This window comes from Pseudomonas sp. NPDC087817 (assembly GCF_044742875.1).
In the GTDB taxonomy this organism is placed as follows: domain Bacteria; phylum Pseudomonadota; class Gammaproteobacteria; order Pseudomonadales; family Pseudomonadaceae; genus Aquipseudomonas.
This window is the reverse complement of sequence record NZ_JBIUVJ010000002.1, coordinates 294,970-313,096: the sequence shown is the minus strand read 5'-3', so window position 1 is coordinate 313,096 and position 18,127 is coordinate 294,970. Positions and strand designations below refer to the sequence as shown.

Here is an 18,127-nt window from a genome sequence, read left to right as displayed (position 1 = left end):
GATAAATTACAGGAATTGAAAGTAAAGAAGGCTCTCTGGCCAATTGAGTCTCTGCGATGCGATATAGGGTGTACTATCGAGACCTGCCCATCAGAAATCAGCTAGCCATGTCCGCGCTAAACGAAGAGAGCCGCCAGATCGTAGCTGCTCTGGCGCACCGGGTTGGCCCCAATGCTGATACTGCGTGCATCGCGCTAGCGACTGTCTCGATTTTGGAGGCTATGCACACAGCACTTACCCCCATCATTGGTCAGCAGGGGGTTGCAGCGCTGTATCGACGCAGCCTTCATCTCTGCGCCTCACGTCAGCCGCACTTGGCCAACATATCTGAACGTGTGCAAACAGCGTTGGATCTGAGCGCTCTTAATTCTGAACTCGTTACAGAAAGCGAAGCAGATGCCTTGTTGTTTGGTGAAGTGATTCTGACCACCTTCTACGAACTGCTCACTACCCTGATCGGGCCCTCGCTCACCGCACGCTTGCTTCGTGACGTGTGGAAACCTTCTTTGAGCGACACATCTGCGCAGGAAAACTCGCCATGAACACCAAAGTGACTATCAAGCGCTTGGCCACCGGAGTGCCAGGACTGGACGAGGTGCTGGGCGGGGGTTTGCCGGAGTTCTCGTTCAACCTGATCGCCGGCCCGCCTGGCTGTGGCAAAACAACCCTGGCGCATCAAATGATGTTCGCCCTGGCGACTCCCGAGCGCCCGGCATTGTTCTTCACCGTGCTTGGCGAACCGCCGTTGAAAATGCTGCGGTATCAACAGCAATTCGACTTTTTCGACGACGAAGCCATCAATCAGTCGATCCGTTACATCAACCTGGCCAGTGACACCCTGGCAGGGGATTTGGATGAGGTGTTACGCCGAATCGTCGCTGAGGTCGAGGCACACTCTCCGGCGCTGGTGTTCGTCGACTCGTTTCGTTCAGTTGTGCTTGCGAGCCAGACACAGGACAACCCGAACAACAATCTGCCGCAGTTCGTTCAGCAACTGGGCATGCTGATGACCACTTGGCAGGCAACAACCTTCCTGATTGGCGAGTACTTCAGCGAAACCGACACCAATCCGATTTTCACTGTCGCCGATGGCCTTATCTGGTTGCGTCAGAGCGTTCAGCGCAATTCCATGGTGCGCAAGATGGAAATCATGAAGATGCGCGGCCAGCCGACGCTGCCGGGGCTGCACACCTTCCGCATCGCCACGTCGGGCATCAAGGTTTTTGCGCCTGCCCAACTCAACCCGATCGAAGCCCCTCTGACCTTTCCGGTCCAGCGCCTGAAAATGGGTGTGCCCAAACTCGATGAGATGCTCGGCGGCGGCTTGCCCCGTGGTTATTCCTTACTGGTGGCCGGGCCATCGGGCTCGGGCAAAAGCATTCTTGCTGCGACCTTTCTCGCAGAGGGTGCGCGCAATGGCGAGACCGGCGTGATCGCGGTATTTGAGCAGCGCCCCAATCACTCTCAGAACGCCACCCTCGCCGGGTTGATTGAGAGCGGGAAGGTCGGTTTGGTCGATAGCCGCGCGCCGGACTTATCCATCGACGAAATCGTCCATTTGCTATTGAGTGAGATCAATCGGCTGAAGGCTAAACGGGTAGTGATTGACTCCCTGTCAGGCTTCGAACTGGCGTTGGCCCCGACATTTCGAGAAGACTTTCGTGAGTCGCTGTCTCGCATGGTGACCGCTCTTACTAGTGCAGGTGTCAGTGTATTGATGACCTCCGAGTTGGAGGATCGCTACACCGATCTGCGTTTCAGTCCTTACGGCACGGCGTTTCTCACCGACGCCATCATCGTACAGCGCTACATAGAAGTGCAGAGCCGCTTGCTGCGTATCATGGCCGTGGTCAAGGTTCGGGCCAGCGCTCATTCTGATGAGCTGAGGTTGTACCAGATAGATGATGATGGCTTGCAGATCGGCGAAATGTTGCCGGACAGGGAAGGCTTGTTAGGGGGGCGACCTACCCAGCAGCGTACGGTCACATTCGAAGGATGAGCGAAATATCATGAGCGAGGGTCACGGCAAGAATGAGCAAGCCATAGCTACTGCAGCACGCGAACTGTTCCTTCTCGGCCAGAAAACGGTCGCGGCGCGTGCGGTGCTGGCAGCGGTTCATAAGGAACTCAACCAGGCCAATGCCCAACTCGTCGATAGTCACCATGTTGAGCAATTGATTGAAGCCAATCAGCAGTTGGTGCTGTCAATTCTGTCGGCGCAGTCGGATGCGGAAAATCCGACAATGGCCCAGGCAGAGCAGCAAATGTACCTCGAGATGCGCGAGGCAAACGAGCAGTTGGTGATAGCCGCACTGAGTGCCCAGGAACTGCAGGCGGCCGCTGAACATGCGCTGGAACAGCAACGCAACTTCCTCAACCTGGTTGCACACGAACTTCGCAACCCTCTGACCCCCATCAGCATGATTGCTGGCCGGCTGGTACGTGTACCTAGTGAAGAACTACCGCGCATGCAGATGCTGATAGAGGGGCAGGTGAAGCAGATGTCCCGGTTGGTCGAAGACTTGCTCGACATCGCCCGCGCCAGCACCGGCAAGTTTCGCCTTGATTGCCAACGTGTCGATATGGCTCAAATCATTCATGAGGCGATAGATGCCTGTGCCCCGGTCATGGTTGCTCACGGTTTGACTTTCAGCTCGGAACTGCCGGAACGCGCATTGATGGTTAATGGCGATCCAGCGCGCCTCGCTCAAATTCTTGGCAATCTACTGGGTAACGCCGCCAAATATACGCCTGCTGATGGCACGGTCTCCCTTACTGCGACGATTGAAGTCGAACATCTGGAGATACGCATTCGTGATACCGGGATAGGTATAACTCCGAAAGCACTGCCGTTCATTTTCGAGCCATTTGTACAGGATGTTCACGCGGTTGGTTTCAATGGTGCAGGGCTGGGTATTGGTCTGACCGTGGTGCGTGAGTTGATCGAAGCACACGGCGGAACGGTGATTGGTACCAGTGCGGGAGAGGGGCAGGGAAGTGAGTTCGTAATGAGACTCCCCCGAGTGAACCACTGACGGCGTCTAGGAGAAAGAGGGTTTCCAGAGGTCTTACACGGCTGTGATGCATCTGCACCAACAGATATCCGTCTGGCTGACTTCGCTTTCTCGACTTGTGGCAATTTCACCCCCCTTTTACGGCCCTTCACGGCACCGCAGGTGGCCAGATTGAACGCTGCGATTTTCAAGCCCGATTGTTTACCCATAGCTACGACGCGGGTGATGCCAAGCCGATCCTGTCTTTTTTGTTGGATCTGAGTCTGTTTTTAACGGGTCAACGCTCAATAGAGTGTATATCTGACGCACAAGTGGACAGTGATCGGCCCGCCACTGTTTCTGGCTCTCTGAAGAGCGGACGAATCGAGAGTCTTCAGGAATCACCATGAATACTCGTCCAGGCTTTCAAAGCAAGACCTTCCCCCAATCGCAACGAGCGTTCTTGGTGGGCGCTTCGGATCTTTTGCTGGGTCCAGAAGCGTTTGGGGAACTGAGTGCTTTAGACCCAAGCTCCGCTCAACACGCCTGGCCGTGGCCGCATTACCGATCCTGATGTGGTATGAGGGTCAATGCCATGGTCGCTGAAGGCAATGCAGGACAAGTGTTGAGTGTCGTCACTTCGCTTGCCGCCGCCGTAGTGGCAGTGCCTTTGCTCAAACGCATGGGTCTCGTGGTCGGCTACCTGGCGGCGGAGGGGGGACGCAGCGGTGGCAGAAGAGCAGGGTTGCGGAAATGACCGAAAAGATGCGGAAACGATCCATAAAGAGAGGAGCAAAATTCCTGAACGCCAGAAACGACAAAGCCCTGAAAAATCAGGGCTTTGTCGTACATAAGATGGCGGAGGCGATGGGATTCGAACTCATGGACCTGTTACAGTCGACGGTTTTCAAGACCGATATGCAAATCCAATGAAACCGGGGCCTGTAGCCGATTTTCGTTACGATACGTTTATTTTTCGCCACCTCTACAGCCCGCATTCTACAAGGGGCGAAATTTGAGTTTTGTAACGGTTTTTCGGGCTATTTCGATGGCTTTGCAATGGCGCCAATTCGTCGATACACGCGCTCGGTGATGTCCCCTTTAGTGTGGCCCAAGAGTAGGCTCGCATCACCGACGTCGAGGATTTCCGACGCCGCTTTCGGCCTAATGTCTCTGAACTGGAAGCCTCCGATTTTCTCAGCCAGCTGAACATCGCCTTTTTCTTCAGCTTCTTTCTTGGCCCTGTCTCTGGCGTCGTCCCATCGATCGCGAAGCATCTTCGCGGTCATCCGCTTGCCGCGTGCGCTCACGATCAAATAGCTGCAAATGTGCTGAGCATTGCGCTCGGCCATTTTCCCGATCAACAGGCCCAGACTGTTTGGCTCATCACCGTCAGTCATCTGGATACGCAGCTTTTTGTGTGTCTTGTTCTGCTGCACACCCAAGTAATTTCCCTCGACATCGTCCTTCCTCATGACCAGGACATCTGCCGGTCTTTGCCCGGTCAGATAGGCCAAGTCCATCGCGTCCTTCAGCTCTTGAGCTGCCTTCATGTAAACAGCACCCCAAACCACATCATTCGCGTAATAGTCCCTCGGCGTTTCCTTGTTTTTGCGCACGCCCTGGCAGGGATTTTCTTTGGTCGTCAGTCCCCATTCCCGAGCAATGTTGAACACGTGGGAGAGGGTAGCAATCTCGCGATTCGCGCGAACCTTGGCGGTCCGCGCGTCGCGGTACCCTGCAATAGTTGCTGGGGTGATTGAGTCGATGGGAGCGCTGTCGAACATCGGCCGAAGCTGCTTGATCTCCGCCAAATTGTCCTTCTGCGTCTGTGCCGCTTTCTTCGATACGATGTCGCGGATATATCGGTCGAAGATGCCTTTCATGGTGCGTAGATCAAGCGGCTTTTCCTTCGCCTCCAGCTCCGCCCATTTGACCCTGGCCAAGTCCAGATCCTTGCCCAACGGGATCGCCTTGCCTGTCATGTCCAGATAGTAATAGGCGATCCAAACCTTTCCGCTTTTTCGTGTTCGCGTCCATTGGTACATACGAGGCGGCAAGTTGCGTGTGTCGGCCTTGCGGGGGCGCATATCAATTCACTCGCGAGTAGTCAGGTGTCCATACCGGTGCAGCCAGCGGCGGGTTCGGATCGGCAATCGTAGGGCTGATCATGCCCAGCTTCATGCGAGCATACATGCGGCCCACCAGCGGGCGCTTGCCGCGGCTTTCGACGAACACCCACTGGCGATCAATCAGCCAGCGGCGCTGGTAGGCACGGGCCTTGTAGCCGGTGAGTTCGGCCAGTTCCTCGTCGGAGAGGATTTCGGTTTCCATGAGATATTGCTCCATGCCGCGCGTGGCGGCAGAAGGTGGTTATTCGGTAGGGTTACTGCTGGATGAGTTCGGCGGGGACTTTCACGGTGGTGCCGGACTTCGCAAACACCACGGCACGGAACACCGCGATGGTTCGGGTATCGCCGGACTGGCGATTGAACGGATCGTTGGTAAGGTCTGCCAGCCATGGGTTGCGGTGGCCATCATCGACCCAGACGCCGTACTTCGTGATCAGTTGCTCGGCGTCGGGCACTGCGAAGAGTTGCAGCTGTCCGGCGGTCGGCTGCTGATCACCCTCGATCGCGCTGATTGCCCAATCAAGCGCCGGGCCGGCCAGTCCCTCGGTACGGACGCTGACCAAGCGGCTCAAGGCCGCCGGACTTTGTAGCAGTAGACGTAGGTGAACCAGGCTAGGGCGATCATGGCGTCACCTTTGACGCTTCTGGAATCTCCTCGAACTTGTAAGTCTTGATGACGCGTTCTTCGACGCTAGAGACCCTGATGAATTTGGCCTCTTCAACCCAAGGGTAGGCGTCTGGCTCGCCGTGTTTGCCGCCGCCGCTCATCTCACAAAAGGCGAGAGCTCGACCATCGGGCAGGATGAAGGCTTTCACATCGACCTCGTAGTTGCGCTCCCAACTGTAGTGGCACCAAGCAGGGATGCCGCGAACTACTTCAGCCTCATAACGCACTTCGTTGATGGCGTCGTCATGCTCGTTTTCCTCGAACAGGGTGTCGAGTAGTTCGCCCGGCGCGGCGGACAGAAACGCATTGTCGATGTTGCTGTCCTGCCCATCATCATCGGTAAACGTGTAGGCGTAGCCGAACTCAAGCCCCTTGCGCATGACGAGCAGCTTTGCCATCTGGCTTGCAGTGAGCGTGTTCAGTGAGTGGTGAAAGTTTGCATCAAGCATAGGAGTTCCTTGCCGCTATAGCGGCTATCAAATTCACATGAGGGAGAGGTATCGTTGCCGCCATTAAAAAATGGAGGTGGGAAGTGGTCGTTCACGGAGTCGAGTATCGGTTTTGCTGCGCTTCAAGCGTTGTTGAAGGACACGATGGCCTTTCGCTTGAATGCTGGAGAGGTAACAACGGGCTGTTATTTGAGATCTTTCGAAATGACGAGACACTCCGCTTTGAAGTGACCCTGTTCGTAGAGAATGTACCGCTTGAGCTGCTTGAATACGCCGTACCAATCGCCCGAGAACGCTTAGGGGATTTTGTTCCTTGTTCCTGAAAACTTCGTCCTTGCCGCTATAGCGGCTGACTTTGAAGGGGGAGGTAGGGTTGTTCGTATCGGTCGAAGCAGGTTACTGCAAAGTTCTTGATTTACGACTCATAGGTCAATCGTGATATTATTTATAAGGAAATTTTAGACTTATGATTGCCTATTGAAATTGATGGCTGATGAATTTTTAGGGGAAGTGTTTTGGGCGAAGAATGGAGTCATAAATTTTCTGTTGATAGCAAAAGCGGAAAAAAGTATAGGATTTACAAATATAAGGGGCGTCCCTGTAAGAGAGTTATATTGGATTCAAAAATCTGCGATCAAATGGCAGGCTATGCACTTATTCAAAAGGATTTGAAGAGTGCGATTGTATGGATGAAAGAGATAGATAGGATTCGGTCTTCATTGCCAAAGGTTGATGGCGAATTCCACTTCGGGCAGGAAAGAGAGTCCTACGATATTGTGAAAGGATTGTTTGTTGCCTCACTCACTTTTTATGGGAAGTGTTTTTCTAAATGTGATGGTAGACCCGTTAAACTAGAAAGAAGGCAGCTCGATGAAAGGTATCATGAACTTCATGATATCGGCATTTCATATAGACACAATTTCGCGGCACATAGCGGGGCTGAAAAGCTCGAAACAGCTCGAGTGGTTTTGATCGCGCCAGAAAAAATAAGGGAAGGAACTCGCACACCATACATGATGCTTTCAGAAATAGAGCAGCCTGATTTGGTTTGGAATAACGGTGATGAAGGAGTTTCGTGGATTGAGTTATTTGACTACGTACGAAATATGGTATTGAAAAAAGGTCAGTTGTTGAACGATAAAGTGGTTAAAGATGTGGTCGAAGCGAACGGAGTGGAGTCCATGTTCAAGTAGTAATTCCTATGCCGGGCACACCCGGTCAGTGGAGGGTGGTGAGGGATCAGCTACAGTTCATCGATCAACCAAAGGAGAAGGTCATGAGCTGTTTGATATGCGAAGGTGAGGCCGAAATAATCCCGTCTACCGGAGACTACGTAGAAAGGGTGTGTGCGAAATGTGGCCGTTACCGCGTGAGCGGGACCATCGTTTCCCAGTTGGAAACTTTGAACCGAAAATTCGACGTGGAGCAGATGAGGCTTTACGTACAACGGGAGGCGGCAAAGGGTGGGGTTCCGTTAATCACGAGCTACGTTGCTAATCTCCGTTGATCTCTAAGCTGCAGCCTTGAGCGCTTCGAGAATCCGTTGACCAGCAAGCGGCGGCACGGCGTTGCCGGTCATGTGCATGGTCAGTTTGTGATTGTCCGGACGCAGCGTGTCCTTCGGGAAGGACTGAGCAGCCATGGCTTCGTCAGCGCTGATCATGCGCATCATGTCGCCGTCGACGACTGCCCAGCGGTCCAGCGTGGTGATTGTGCCGATCGGGCGGTCCAGGCTGCGGCCGGTTAGGCCAGAGCCTGAACCGTAGTAGGGCATAACGAAGCGGTCGCCGAAGCGCTCGCGGCCATTCTTCACACGGGTCAGTGTCGAGGCGGCGCGGCCAGGCTTGTTGATCGGCGACCATTTGCCGGCTTCGAAGTCGATAATCTCGCGGGCGGGCACATGCTGGTACCGTGGAAGGTGCAGGTGCAACGGTGCCTTGCTGCGCGAGCAGACCATGAACAAGCGCACGCGGTGCTGCGGAACGCCGAGATCTGCGCAGTCCACGATGTGAGGCGCCAGTGAGTAGCCCAGCCTCTGCATCGCATCAGCCCACGCCGGATACAGAATCCAGTCCATGAACTCCGGTACGTTTTCGATTATGGCGAACTCCGGACGGTTGACCTCGGCGTTCTGCACCGGCGCCCAAGCTGTCGAGCGGGAGTTGTCGTGCTGAGGGTTGCCGGCAGCTTTGCCGCGAGCCTTTGTGTGCCCTTGGCAGCAGGGAGAGGCGAGCATGACGTCGTGCTTCGGCACGTCGGCCCAGTTCGCCTGGTGCAGATCCTGACAGGCGTGAATCGTGTCCGGATTATTGCGGGTATGCCATTCGACTGCTGCTGGCCAATGGTTGGCGGCCCATAGGACATTAAGCCCGGCGTCCTTGCCGCCGCGGGTCCAACCACCGAAACCAGAAAACAAGTCAATTGCTGTGAGCATGCGGAATCCTTACCGGCCCGCGCCGGGTATATCAGGGAGGAGAGGTCACGCGCTTGCGGATAAGGCCAGAATATCGTCGCCGCCGCGCGCGATGCCGGCGTGCAGCTCTACTTTGCTGCCGGCGAGCATCCCGGCGATTTGCGCGTTCATATCCAGCTCGACGCACTTACTTTTCCGTGACTCTTTGATGTCTAGGTTGGCGAGGTACTCACTGATCAATGCTTTGTCCTGCGCTTGAATCGCAATCACATATCGGCCAGTGCCGGCCTGTTCGAGCGGATCATCGTCATCCTGCGGAACAAGCGTTTTCAGCTTCGACTGCACCTCCCAAACCCACGCCAGTGCGAAGTGATCACCGGCGGTTTCTGCCGAATACTCACTGCGCCGCAACCCAGACCTGACTGATGAACAGTATTCCTTGCGCGCCTGGGTGAGCTTTCTGTGCAGGGACTCATACGCATACAGGGCGATGTTCTGAGCGGGAGAAACGCCGACGAATGTCGCGCACTCGATGACTTGCTCTTTCGCAGAGCTCCATTTCCTGCGCCGAAGGGTCGTGCAGTTGAATGCATCTGCTACGGCGATGCTCAGTTGCTGATCCCATGCCGGCCGACGCTTGGTGCGGTGTAGATCCGACTCGACTTCACCGACGTCGCTCAACTTCACATCCATTTCTGTCAGCCGGTACTCGCGCATCAGGGCCTGCGCTTGCCGAAGCGCGGTTGCAGCTTCGTTCTCATTAGCGCTTTGGGCCAGTGCCAGGCAGTGCTTGATCTTGCGGATCGCGCGCTCGAGTTTCTTTTCATCGATCTGTTGTGCGGACATAGGAGGGCCTCGCCGGGCCGTCACCGGCCGGTCAAAAAATATGAGCGCGCGTTCGACATCCCCGAAGGCAAGGAGACCAAACAACTATTGAGGTGTCGGATGGCGCAGGTATGTGAATGGCTTGACGTATTGATTGCAGTTTTGACTTTGATTGCTGCATTGCTCCGGCTTTGGTCCGGATGATCGGTAATAGCGCTGTTAGTTTTGGCTGATACTTTGGGTCTTCCTTCGAAAGTGAAGACCCATTCAGATCTCGGCGAACCAGGTCGCCCGCATGCCGAGCGGCTTCCATGCAAGCGTTGCCGCCTCGATGCCGGAGCAGACCGAGCCGTAATTGATTTCCATATGGGGATCCTCGCCGGCTGGCGTGGTTAGTAGACGGTGAGCGCTCCAGACACGCGGAGCATGGTTTCGCTTTGCATGACCTACTCTTGAGGAGCAGTTCCCATATCCAAGGAGGTCAAAATGTCTAAAGGTGGCGGCGGTAAAGGCGCGGGCGGGTCTGGTGGGGCGGGTAAAGGAGGCGGCTCATCTCGAGGCCCCTCAAGTCATCCCGGACCAGGCGGTAATTGGCCGAGCACCACGGGTGGAGTGTCTGGAGGCAATAGAGGTAATGCTCCGTCAGCACCTGGAAAGAAAGGCTGACTTTTAAGCGTAAGGTTTCGTCCTGCCCTCAGCGCAATCGGTGAGGGCAGGTCACGCGGCCTGCTCTTGCTGCTCAACAGGCTTCTGTGGCCACTCGGAAAAACCAACTTTCGGCACCTTGGTTTTCGGATTGAGGATTGGCTTTCCCTTGGCGTCAGTCAGTACCGCCTTTGCCCTGATCTTCAGATCACGACAGCGCAAAGTCTTGCGAGCCAGGTCCATGAACTGCTCGGCGTACTGCGGCGCGTCGAACAATGGCGAGAGCTGACGCACCGTAGCCCCCCCCCATGATCTTCTCAGCACGCTTGCGAACCAGCTCAAGCCACTCAGGCTCCGGTATTGGCTCGACGCCGCCCGGAGCCTTGAGATTCTTGCGGGTGCCGCTCGTTTTCTTGCGCGCCTCGGCGGTGGCGACATCAATGGTCATTCCAAACACAGCGAAAGTGCTCATAAGCATTCTCCAGGCATACGCCTGCCTCGCCGGCTGGCGTGATTCGTAGAAGTGGGGTATTTATCTGCAATCTCACACTGGCAGGAGGCCGACATGAGGTTGCAGAGCGATGTAGATGCGCTAGCGGCTATCGAAGAGGACGCTAAAGCGATGCTGAAACGGATAGGGCTGCCGGATGATGCAGTGAAGCTGGAGGTGGTCGTGTTCCTTCGGGAGGTGATCGACTTGGCCAGCTATATGGAGTCGGCGCACCGAGTCGTTGAGTCGCCGAGCTTCGTCTGATCTGGCGTATTCCCGATCGTTGCGGTATTTGTGTTCGGCCCGGCATGAAGCCGGAAGGAGTTTTTCGTGAAGCGAATGGCGTTGGTGTTTTTTGGTCTGCTGCCTATGACGGCATTGGCGCAATCACTGGAAGAGCTTTATCCGGCTCCTTGGATAAAAGCTGATAATCCAAGTATCAGTCGAGCTCTCTCTGAAGCTGATATCGAAGGGTGCGGCAAATACCGCTATCGGATCAGCAGCGGGAGCAATTCAGAATTTTTGGTGTACTGCCTTCGCGGTGGAAGGGCTACCCAAGCGTTTATGGTTTGGCCAAACATACACAAACTGATGGGGCCGTACCCGCCAGATCCGTCTCTCCCTTGAGTCAGGCGCCGCCCTCCGTGACCGGTGGTGGCAATTTGGTTTGGGTTGGGGTATTACGGGTGACCGGCATGGGGTCGGATCAAGGAGTAAGTAATGCAACGAGGCGCTGCGGTTTACACAAAAGGGAAATTCACCGTGTACGAAAGGGTGATGATTCACCTCGACAATACGAGAGAGGTCGTGGGCTATCAATTGATTGGCCCTGGCGCAGACTCAACTTGGATTTATGATCTGAATTCAGCCATTGCTGCAGCTGATGATCTCGACTCGAAAAGCAAACCAAGATCGATGCCCGGCCCAAGGTAATACAGTCGACTGGCACCGAATGGATTCACTGGAAATTCTCGGTGCCTGTATTTGCAAAATCTTCAAGCCGCCTCGACCATTTATCCTTAATGACCATTTCCGGTCGCGACATGCTTGCGAAGCGTTCCGACTCTTCAGCCGGCGCCGCGGCCAAATTGATGATCAGCGTAGAAACCGTCTCCTGCCATTCCTCGAAAGAGTGGCGCTCGCCGAGGATCTGAAGCGCATCATCAAGCGCTTTCGAAACAATCAGCGAACGCTTTTCGGCGCCGATCCGCTCGAGCAGCGCCTTCTCCTTTGCCCTCTTGTCCTTCTGCAATTCTGCATTGCTCTTGGCCATGGCCTACCTCTTCAATTCCGCTGGCCGGCAAGTCCAGCCAGGTCTGTCGGCGGCGCTGGTGCGCCCGGTTGATGGTTCGTCTCACGCTGCGACCTTCACCTGATGCCAGGCGCCGACCGATGCCAGCAGCGCCGATAACCGTGCTTCGGGCACCGGCGTGTCACCGGGCACGGCCAGCCAGCCCATGCCGAGGCGGTGATTTGGGTTGCAGTCGGCCTTCACCTCTTCGTAGAAATGCTCAAGGACATCCGAGAGCCTTTCCACCAGGTGTACGCCGTCGGGCTTGATGTCGATCGACTTGATGTATTGGGCGCCGTCCTGACGGACGCAGATGCCCGCGATGTAGATCGTCCAGCGGTGCGCGACATCGCAGAGCGCGTCGGAAACCGCTCTCGACAGGATCTGCTTGCCGTTCTTCCAGTTGATCATGACCTGAAGGGCGCTTGGATCGATGTTGATCACAGCTGCGTGGTGGGTGTTGACCAGGGCGCGCATGCTGCGCTCGATTTGCACCCGACGATTGCATGGTTTGCGCTTGCTCATATCGAGTCCGCCATTTTTCGCAGGGCCTTGCGGTCAGAGGCCGATATCGGCTTCGGGCGACGTTTGAGGACCGTTTCAGGGTCTACCCAGTCCCGCCGCGCAGGTCTGGGCTTTATCCGGGGCGCCGGCAACTCTTTGAAGCTGGCGCCGGGCCGTGTCCAGAAGTCTGCCATCGCAGCGTCAATTTCATCCGACTCAGTTTGCTTTGCTCGAACTGCGTTGAGATTCAGGCTGATCATGCCGCCACCTTGATCAACTTCACGCCGGCCATACTGAACTTGGCGCCCTGGGCTGCGACCATCGCGTCGAGTGCTTCCCAGTCCACAGTCAGCGCCGAAATAGGGGCTTGGCCGTAGGCTACGGCTTTGATCAGCGCTTCCAGATCGAACACTTCAGCCTGCAGGTTCACCGGCACCCCGGTTGTAGTCGCTGGCTTCGAGGCAGACTGGACCGGCGCAGCAGCCTTAACCGGTGCTGGGCTGGCAGTTGGAGCCTGTTCGACCGGCACCTTGGCCTTTGCCTCGTCCTCGATTCGCTTCAGCTCCTGCTGCCGGATCTGCTCGCGCTGTGCTTCGGCTTTCTGCTCCTCGGCCTTCTGATGTTCAGAGATGCGCACCTTGATCAGCGCGACCAAGTCGTCGTTCGCCTTCATCACTAGTTGCTGAACGTCGTTGAACAGGAAGAAGTAGTCGGCGGCAAGCTCGTCCAGGCTGGCCAAGTTACTCCGGATGCTGTCGCCGATCTGGCTGGCGGCAATCTTCGCCCGGGCCAGCTCAGAATCGGCAGAGTCGCGTAGGCTGCTGATCGTCTTCTTGCCTTTGATGGCTCCGGCGAAATCCGCAGGCACCGTCGGCATGCGCGCTTTGCCGCCAAGCAAAGCGTTGATCTGGTCGATGTGCGTCTGAAGCGCCTTGGCTGCGGTCATGACGATATCTTCGCGGATGCTCACCTTGCGAGCCTTCACCAACTTGTCGAGCATCAGGCGTTTGGCACGCGCCTCGGCACTGATTTCGTCGATGGTGCGGAACAGCGCGTCGATGCTTTCGGTTTGGCTTAGCGCATGCTGCTTTGCAGCTTCCAGACGCTCCTCGACATCGCCGCACCATTTGACCGCCTTCTCTGCGTCGGCGAAGTGCTGATCGGTTTCCAGCTCAGTGTTGATCGCGCCGAAGACTGCCAGCGAATGAGCTTTGAACTGCTCCAAGTTGCTGGCGGTGACCATGCCGGTTACTTCGATGCGCAGCGCTGGCAATGACTCCGGCGTTTTGCCGACAGCTTCCGGCACCACCTCGGCTGGAGTGAAGTCCAGCAGGTCAGCTTGGAATTGTTTCCAGCCTGCGACGAGTGTCGCGGACCGCCCCGATACCGGCGTGTATTCCATCGAAACGAAGTTTTCTTCAGTGCCGTCGGAGCAGACGAAGATTACCTTCTCGGCGCCGCTCACCAGCAGTTGCTGTTCGAGCTGCCAGTAGTAGTGCGGATCAAGGCTGCCGGCGCGAACGTCGGCAGCAAGTTGCTCGTTCCACATTTTGTGTTCGAACAGCACGTCACGGAGGATTGTGCACCCATCCAGGGATGCAAGCAGATCACCTTCGGTACCGACAACGGGAAACAGGTCTTCACCAATTCGTCCTTCGAGAATCGGTCGAGCAAGTGCCTCCGCTTCGTGTCCTTTATCGAAGAGGTTTTTCTGCACCCACCACGACACGTCCCGATCGAGCCCGGTTTTTTTCGCGTGCAGCAGTTCGGTGCGCTTCATCTGTTTCGATGCGCCCATCATTGCTGGCGCTTCGGAGGCGGTGAAGTAGTTGGCGCGGAGCGCATGCCAGGCTTCGGAACCCTGAGCGACATTGTGGATTTTCATTCGTGGTCTCCTTCAATCGGCGCGAGCGCTTTGATCTTGGCGATCTGCTCTTCGCTCAGGGTGAATTTGCTGCTGACGGTTGCGATTAGGTGATCAGGGGCGGAGCGGCCGGCGTCGACCGCGATTTGCCATTTGGGCAGGTTCTCCGCGAGCTTCTCGTCGGGGTAGGGCGGGAGCTCTATCGGTGCCGCGCCGCGCGCTGGCGACACGTCGCGAATGGTCGGCGCGGTTTCTTCCAGCTCGTCCGGGCTATACACGCCGAGGATCACGTCCGGGCAATAGAGTCGCGACCAGCGCTTGGTGGCGAGGTATGCCAGTTGTTGGCGAGGATCGTCTGCCCAGAGCGTGCTGTTGCGGGTGCGGGCTTGGGCGAGCAGCAGCTCAAGCACCCGAGGCTCGTCTTCACCCCGGAAGGTCGCCCAGACCTTCACGCCCAGCCCTTGCTCGTCCTCAAACTTCCAGCCCGGGACGCGGTACTCGCCTTTGTCGCCATTCTTGATGGTGAACTTGCCGATCACCTTTTCCCAGGCGCCGTACCACTCGTAGTGCAGGCGATCTAGCACTGGTGCACAGGTGGTGATAACTGCGTTCACCAACTGTGCTTCGTAGCCCAGCACGCCGTTCACCAAATGCGTTTTCTGCGCCACGGCGAACGGGTTCATTTTCCACTGCATCGATTGCATGACGACCGCCAGACAATCCGCCGGGTTGCCGTTGAAGTGCTTCGGTAACGTGGCGCGGCCGGTGGCCATGACTTCTGCCAGGCGCATCATCTTGTCCAGGCTGTCACCGTCCAATACCAGAGCGCTGGTGCTGGTTGCGGCGTGCGGAAGGACGTGGAGGTTTCGGTCGTGCGCCACCGGCGCCACGCTTTGAGCGGACATGACTGTTCCTTGCCGCGCGGTGCGCAGCGATTGAATTCTTTGTTTATTGAGTGATGCGATCCGCGAGGGCGCTGAGAAGCATCAGGAAGGTGAAAACGCCGAGGGAGGAGAACGCGCCACGCCAGATGATCAGGCGGCGCGCCCATTGGCGAGCGGTCACGGCCGAACCTTCACGGCAATCCGTTTGCCCTTCATCGAAGGAGCGAGGCGCTGCGGGAGATTAGCGACCAGATCCTCGCGCTTGCGGCCGATCACCTCATTGAAGGGAAGGCCGAAGCCGAGCAGAGCGATCTTTTGTTCGATGTCGTCGAGTTGCTCGTCGATGAGCGATTTAACCGGTGCCGTACTCATGCATCCTCCTTGCGCCGCTGACAGGTGTCACGCAGGCGTTTGCAGTAGTGGTTGAACTCGTCGATGGTGATCGCGCCGTCAGTGAAGAGGCGGGTGATCAGGCCCTGCACCAGCAGGCTGATGTCTTCTTCGCCGGCGGGCGCCGACACACCATCAAGGGCTTGGTCGATCAGGATGTGAGGGCTCAAAACCCACACTCCCGCTCTACGCGATCGCTTTCGCGCTTGGCGTCTCGGTATTTGTTGGCGTGCACCGCGACCAGGTCGTTGGCGAGCGACCGAACGATCTGCGGATCACCGCCGACGGCTTCGATGGCCCACTTGTGCAGTACACCGCCATCCCCGCGACAGATCAGCTCGATCAGAATCTTCTCGATGTACCGATCAGGATCAGGGTTCGCGGCCATGTAATCCGCCAGCGCCTCCGGTAAGTGGTCGGCGTTGACCAGAACCTTGCTTCGTCCTACCGGAGTTGGAGCCTCTACATGGCGCCGATAAAGTAAATCGTCGACCGACTCGGTCAGCCATTCCTGACCTGCCTCCGTGTCGAGAAAGTCGTCTTCCGGGATGAGCTTGCGTAGAGCTGACATGGTCGTCTCCAGAGTGGCGGGGTGTTGATCCAACAAAACTCGGATGCACTCATCCGCTCCGCTGGTTGCCGTTGGGCGCGGAGGAGAGTGCATTCGGGTGGTGTCGGAGGATAAGGAAGGGAAAACGGAGTAGCGGGGGAAGTGGGGCCGGCGGTGGAGTCTTAGTCCGAGCCGCCGGCAATGAGCATGGTTACTCTACGATGCAGATCCAGCGGTGGTTGTAACGGTAAGGAGCGCGAGTGAAGTGCACATCTGAAACCATATTCATGCCTCGCTCTTGGAGCGCTTCGGTCAGTTGTACGAGTGTCTCTGCTTGGATAGTCATTGCTGTCACCTCGTCAGATTTACTGCGTTCATAATTCTTGACCGAGCGGGCAACTGGCTAATTCAATTTTTCTAACTGAGCGTTTCGGGAAGCGCTATCGGTCTCAGGTGATTTCCCGTCTGGCCCTGTCGCCAAGGCCAGCCAGTGAAATCAGTCGTTGAACCCTGGCTTTTCACCGAGGCGCTTTTTGCGCTCAGCCACTAGCGCCTCTGCATAGTCAAATGCGTTCACAGCGACCTCATCAGGAGAAGAAGGTGTCTGGTTTGCAAGCAGGCCCAGCATTGCCGCGATGGCGATGCCTTCTTTGTCTTCAAATTCAGCGCGAGTCATGGTGTTGCTCCGTTCGGTTGTTTTCCCAATGCACCCGTCACCAGGTGCATCAGTGAAAATTTCCGCTGATCCTTCGGCGCTACTGGCGCGGTAGAGATCCATTCAAATTGTTCCTCCAGCCGCGGGCCTTTCGGCTTGGTCTCCCGCTGGATAACTGCTTTCGACGTTTTACGCTGCACGCCCGGGTCAGTTGCCAACCCTCTGAACCGTTTAGGCCGGTTCATCGCTGCCTTTGAATCTGGGCCGGTGGTGATCCGGCAAGGTGAAGCGGTGTCGCTAAAGAGCGGCGGGCCCTGAGGCCCTGGCGAGTCCATATTGGGTGACTCGATGGGTTTAATCTACAACCGAAAATTGTAATCCGCAACTTTAAATTGTAATTGTGGGCGATGAAAATTGTAGCCCCTTAGGAATCAGGGGCTTATAGGTGGTCTTAGATGGCGGGGTGAGCGTTACGGGAAGGCCTAACTAGGCAGCACGCTCATAATCAATGATGGCAGCGGCTGCCTCTTCGGCGCCGTAAAAAATGTGTGGCTCAATGCCGTCTTCAAGACTCTGGCGCTGGAGATCTTCAAGACTTTGCTCGTATTCCGCTATGAGCGAGGGATCAAATCTGTCTAGCTCCTTTGGCGTCCAGATGAATAGCGTGCATTTATTCTGCGGGGCGTCGGCGACCTTATGCTTAACGAAATGCAGATCCCATAGTCGGCTCTTGGCGCCGTCTACGTGGCGACTTATTTGCTTCGATGGTTTTATCTTGGCCAGGCTGGCTGCCATGCGATTGCCAGCAAAGAACAGGCTGCCACGCGCTCCCTGAATTGCTTGAGTATGCAAAGGCAAGTTAAAGCGATCCCTCAGGCGGGGGAGAATGCCCAGCACTCGATCCTGTATGTCAGATCGTAGCTGCCCAAGATTTGCCTCGTAGGCTACCGGATCGTCAGACTCTTCGTCCTCTTCCATCAGAGCCGAGGCATGAACGGTGGAAAGGCTTGAGGTAAGGCTGGATGCTTGTTGGAGGATATGGGTCATGTTGTTGCCCAACCCCCTGCGGGTCTTGCCGATGACTACTCCGTGAATGCCGCATGAGAACTGCCCCTCGAAGCCGCTTTCGGCAAATTCCAGAGCGCGGGACAACGCAAGCCCCATCATTCGTTGCATGCCTACCGCCGAGCTGCCATATAGGCATTTCAAGGCCTTCTCACTAATAGTGAGGCAGCCGTTGACCTCGTCGCCAGAAGCTGCGACCACTGCAATAGTTAGACGCTCGCCGGACTGAACGATGGGCTCCAGGTAAACAGGGGCCCAATCCGCCTCATATTCAGGAAAGCTGGGGAATTCAGAGAGATCTGGGAGCATC

25 protein-coding genes are annotated in these 18,127 nt (G+C 56.3%); 8 read left to right on the top strand and 17 right to left on the bottom strand.

Features of this window, described 5'->3' with window-relative positions:
• The first annotated feature begins 107 nt into the window (after positions 1–107).
• The 4 genes from ACIONG_RS03530 to ACIONG_RS03515 all read left to right on the top strand — a co-directional run bounded on the left by ACIONG_RS03530 (position 108) and on the right by ACIONG_RS03515 (position 3,926).
• Positions 108–542 carry a hypothetical protein gene (locus ACIONG_RS03530; protein WP_401296748.1) on the top strand — a complete coding sequence of 145 codons (435 nt, stop codon included), beginning with the start codon at positions 108–110 and terminating at the stop codon, positions 540–542.
• The gene (locus ACIONG_RS03525; protein ID WP_401296746.1) at positions 539–1,999 is read left to right on the top strand and encodes an RAD55 family ATPase; all 1,461 of its coding nucleotides are present in this window, start codon (positions 539–541) and stop codon (positions 1,997–1,999) included. Before ACIONG_RS03530 ends, ACIONG_RS03525 begins: the two co-directional genes overlap by 4 nt.
• Positions 2,000–2,009: 10 nt before the next feature.
• Positions 2,010–3,035, top strand: a complete 1,026-nt coding sequence (locus tag ACIONG_RS03520; RefSeq protein WP_103302252.1) for a sensor histidine kinase KdpD — start codon at positions 2,010–2,012, stop codon at positions 3,033–3,035.
• Positions 3,036–3,746: 711 nt separating this feature from the next.
• The gene (locus tag ACIONG_RS03515; RefSeq protein WP_401296744.1) at positions 3,747–3,926 is read left to right on the top strand and encodes a hypothetical protein; all 180 of its coding nucleotides are present in this window, start codon (positions 3,747–3,749) and stop codon (positions 3,924–3,926) included.
• A gap of 107 nt (positions 3,927–4,033) precedes the next feature.
• Here ACIONG_RS03515 and ACIONG_RS03510 read toward each other — a convergent pair whose 3' ends face one another.
• Genes ACIONG_RS03510 through ACIONG_RS03495 form a run of 4 tightly spaced genes read right to left on the bottom strand, consistent with a single transcriptional unit; the run spans position 4,034 to position 6,241 of the window.
• Positions 4,034–5,083, bottom strand: coding sequence for a tyrosine-type recombinase/integrase (locus ACIONG_RS03510; protein ID WP_401296742.1), 1,050 nt, complete (start codon positions 5,081–5,083; stop codon positions 4,034–4,036).
• Position 5,084: 1 nt separating this feature from the next.
• A complete protein-coding gene (locus ACIONG_RS03505) occupies positions 5,085–5,327 on the bottom strand; it encodes a DUF4224 domain-containing protein (RefSeq protein WP_401296740.1) in 243 nt (80 codons plus the stop codon).
• A 52-nt stretch (positions 5,328–5,379) separates the two neighbouring features.
• Entirely contained in the window at positions 5,380–5,697 is a 318-nt protein-coding gene (locus ACIONG_RS03500; RefSeq protein WP_401296738.1) for a hypothetical protein, read from the bottom strand.
• A gap of 49 nt (positions 5,698–5,746) precedes the next feature.
• Complete coding sequence (locus tag ACIONG_RS03495) at positions 5,747–6,241, bottom strand: hypothetical protein (protein WP_401296736.1); 495 nt, start codon at positions 6,239–6,241, stop codon at positions 5,747–5,749.
• Between the two features lie 515 nt (positions 6,242–6,756).
• On the opposite strand from ACIONG_RS03495, the gene ACIONG_RS03490 reads away from it, so the two are divergent.
• Positions 6,757–7,434 (top strand): hypothetical protein, encoded by a 678-nt coding sequence (locus tag ACIONG_RS03490; protein ID WP_401296734.1) that lies wholly within the window; start codon positions 6,757–6,759, stop codon positions 7,432–7,434.
• Positions 7,435–7,751: 317 nt separating this feature from the next.
• Here the strand turns inward: ACIONG_RS03490 and ACIONG_RS03485 are convergent, their stop codons facing one another.
• From ACIONG_RS03485 to ACIONG_RS03475, 3 genes are all read right to left on the bottom strand, one after another.
• The gene (locus tag ACIONG_RS03485) at positions 7,752–8,675 is read right to left on the bottom strand and encodes a DNA cytosine methyltransferase (protein ID WP_401296732.1); all 924 of its coding nucleotides are present in this window, start codon (positions 8,673–8,675) and stop codon (positions 7,752–7,754) included.
• 45 nt (positions 8,676–8,720) lie between these two features.
• Positions 8,721–9,500 (bottom strand): DUF2786 domain-containing protein, encoded by a 780-nt coding sequence (locus tag ACIONG_RS03480; RefSeq protein WP_401296731.1) that lies wholly within the window; start codon positions 9,498–9,500, stop codon positions 8,721–8,723.
• Positions 9,501–10,196: 696 nt separating this feature from the next.
• Positions 10,197–10,418 carry a hypothetical protein gene (locus ACIONG_RS03475; RefSeq protein WP_401296729.1) on the bottom strand — a complete coding sequence of 74 codons (222 nt, stop codon included), beginning with the start codon at positions 10,416–10,418 and terminating at the stop codon, positions 10,197–10,199.
• Between the two features lie 271 nt (positions 10,419–10,689).
• On the opposite strand from ACIONG_RS03475, the gene ACIONG_RS03470 reads away from it, so the two are divergent.
• The 3 genes from ACIONG_RS03470 to ACIONG_RS03460 all read left to right on the top strand — a co-directional run bounded on the left by ACIONG_RS03470 (position 10,690) and on the right by ACIONG_RS03460 (position 11,547).
• Entirely contained in the window at positions 10,690–10,878 is a 189-nt protein-coding gene (locus tag ACIONG_RS03470) for a hypothetical protein (protein ID WP_401296727.1), read from the top strand.
• Positions 10,879–10,944: 66 nt separating this feature from the next.
• On the top strand, positions 10,945–11,241 hold the full coding sequence (locus ACIONG_RS03465) for a hypothetical protein (protein WP_401296725.1): 297 nt from the start codon (positions 10,945–10,947) through the stop codon (positions 11,239–11,241).
• 93 nt (positions 11,242–11,334) lie between these two features.
• Complete coding sequence (locus tag ACIONG_RS03460) at positions 11,335–11,547, top strand: hypothetical protein (RefSeq protein WP_401296723.1); 213 nt, start codon at positions 11,335–11,337, stop codon at positions 11,545–11,547.
• A 25-nt stretch (positions 11,548–11,572) separates the two neighbouring features.
• Here ACIONG_RS03460 and ACIONG_RS03455 read toward each other — a convergent pair whose 3' ends face one another.
• The 10 genes from ACIONG_RS03455 to ACIONG_RS03410 form a co-directional block, all read right to left on the bottom strand.
• Complete coding sequence (locus ACIONG_RS03455) at positions 11,573–11,887, bottom strand: hypothetical protein (RefSeq protein WP_401296721.1); 315 nt, start codon at positions 11,885–11,887, stop codon at positions 11,573–11,575.
• 81 nt (positions 11,888–11,968) lie between these two features.
• Entirely contained in the window at positions 11,969–12,430 is a 462-nt protein-coding gene (locus ACIONG_RS03450) for a hypothetical protein (RefSeq protein WP_401296719.1), read from the bottom strand.
• On the bottom strand, positions 12,427–12,669 hold the full coding sequence (locus tag ACIONG_RS03445) for a hypothetical protein (protein ID WP_401296717.1): 243 nt from the start codon (positions 12,667–12,669) through the stop codon (positions 12,427–12,429). Before ACIONG_RS03445 ends, ACIONG_RS03450 begins: the two co-directional genes overlap by 4 nt.
• Positions 12,666–14,294, bottom strand: a complete 1,629-nt coding sequence (locus tag ACIONG_RS03440; protein WP_401296715.1) for a YqaJ viral recombinase family protein — start codon at positions 14,292–14,294, stop codon at positions 12,666–12,668. Before ACIONG_RS03440 ends, ACIONG_RS03445 begins: the two co-directional genes overlap by 4 nt.
• On the bottom strand, positions 14,291–15,178 hold the full coding sequence (gene recT / locus ACIONG_RS03435) for a recombinase RecT (RefSeq protein WP_401296713.1): 888 nt from the start codon (positions 15,176–15,178) through the stop codon (positions 14,291–14,293). The genes ACIONG_RS03440 and recT overlap by 4 nt, the downstream gene beginning before the upstream one ends.
• A 156-nt stretch (positions 15,179–15,334) precedes the next feature.
• A complete protein-coding gene (locus tag ACIONG_RS03430) occupies positions 15,335–15,529 on the bottom strand; it encodes a hypothetical protein (protein ID WP_401296711.1) in 195 nt (64 codons plus the stop codon).
• Entirely contained in the window at positions 15,526–15,717 is a 192-nt protein-coding gene (locus ACIONG_RS03425) for a hypothetical protein (protein ID WP_210555436.1), read from the bottom strand. Before ACIONG_RS03425 ends, ACIONG_RS03430 begins: the two co-directional genes overlap by 4 nt.
• Positions 15,714–16,118 carry a hypothetical protein gene (locus ACIONG_RS03420; RefSeq protein ID WP_401296709.1) on the bottom strand — a complete coding sequence of 135 codons (405 nt, stop codon included), beginning with the start codon at positions 16,116–16,118 and terminating at the stop codon, positions 15,714–15,716. The genes ACIONG_RS03425 and ACIONG_RS03420 overlap by 4 nt, the downstream gene beginning before the upstream one ends.
• Positions 16,119–16,593: 475 nt before the next feature.
• Positions 16,594–16,875: a hypothetical protein gene (locus ACIONG_RS03415; protein ID WP_401296707.1), complete on the bottom strand. Its 282-nt coding sequence runs from the start codon at positions 16,873–16,875 to the stop codon at positions 16,594–16,596.
• A 363-nt stretch (positions 16,876–17,238) separates the two neighbouring features.
• A complete protein-coding gene (locus ACIONG_RS03410; protein ID WP_401296705.1) occupies positions 17,239–18,126 on the bottom strand; it encodes a hypothetical protein in 888 nt (295 codons plus the stop codon).
• Position 18,127 lies beyond the last annotated feature (1 nt).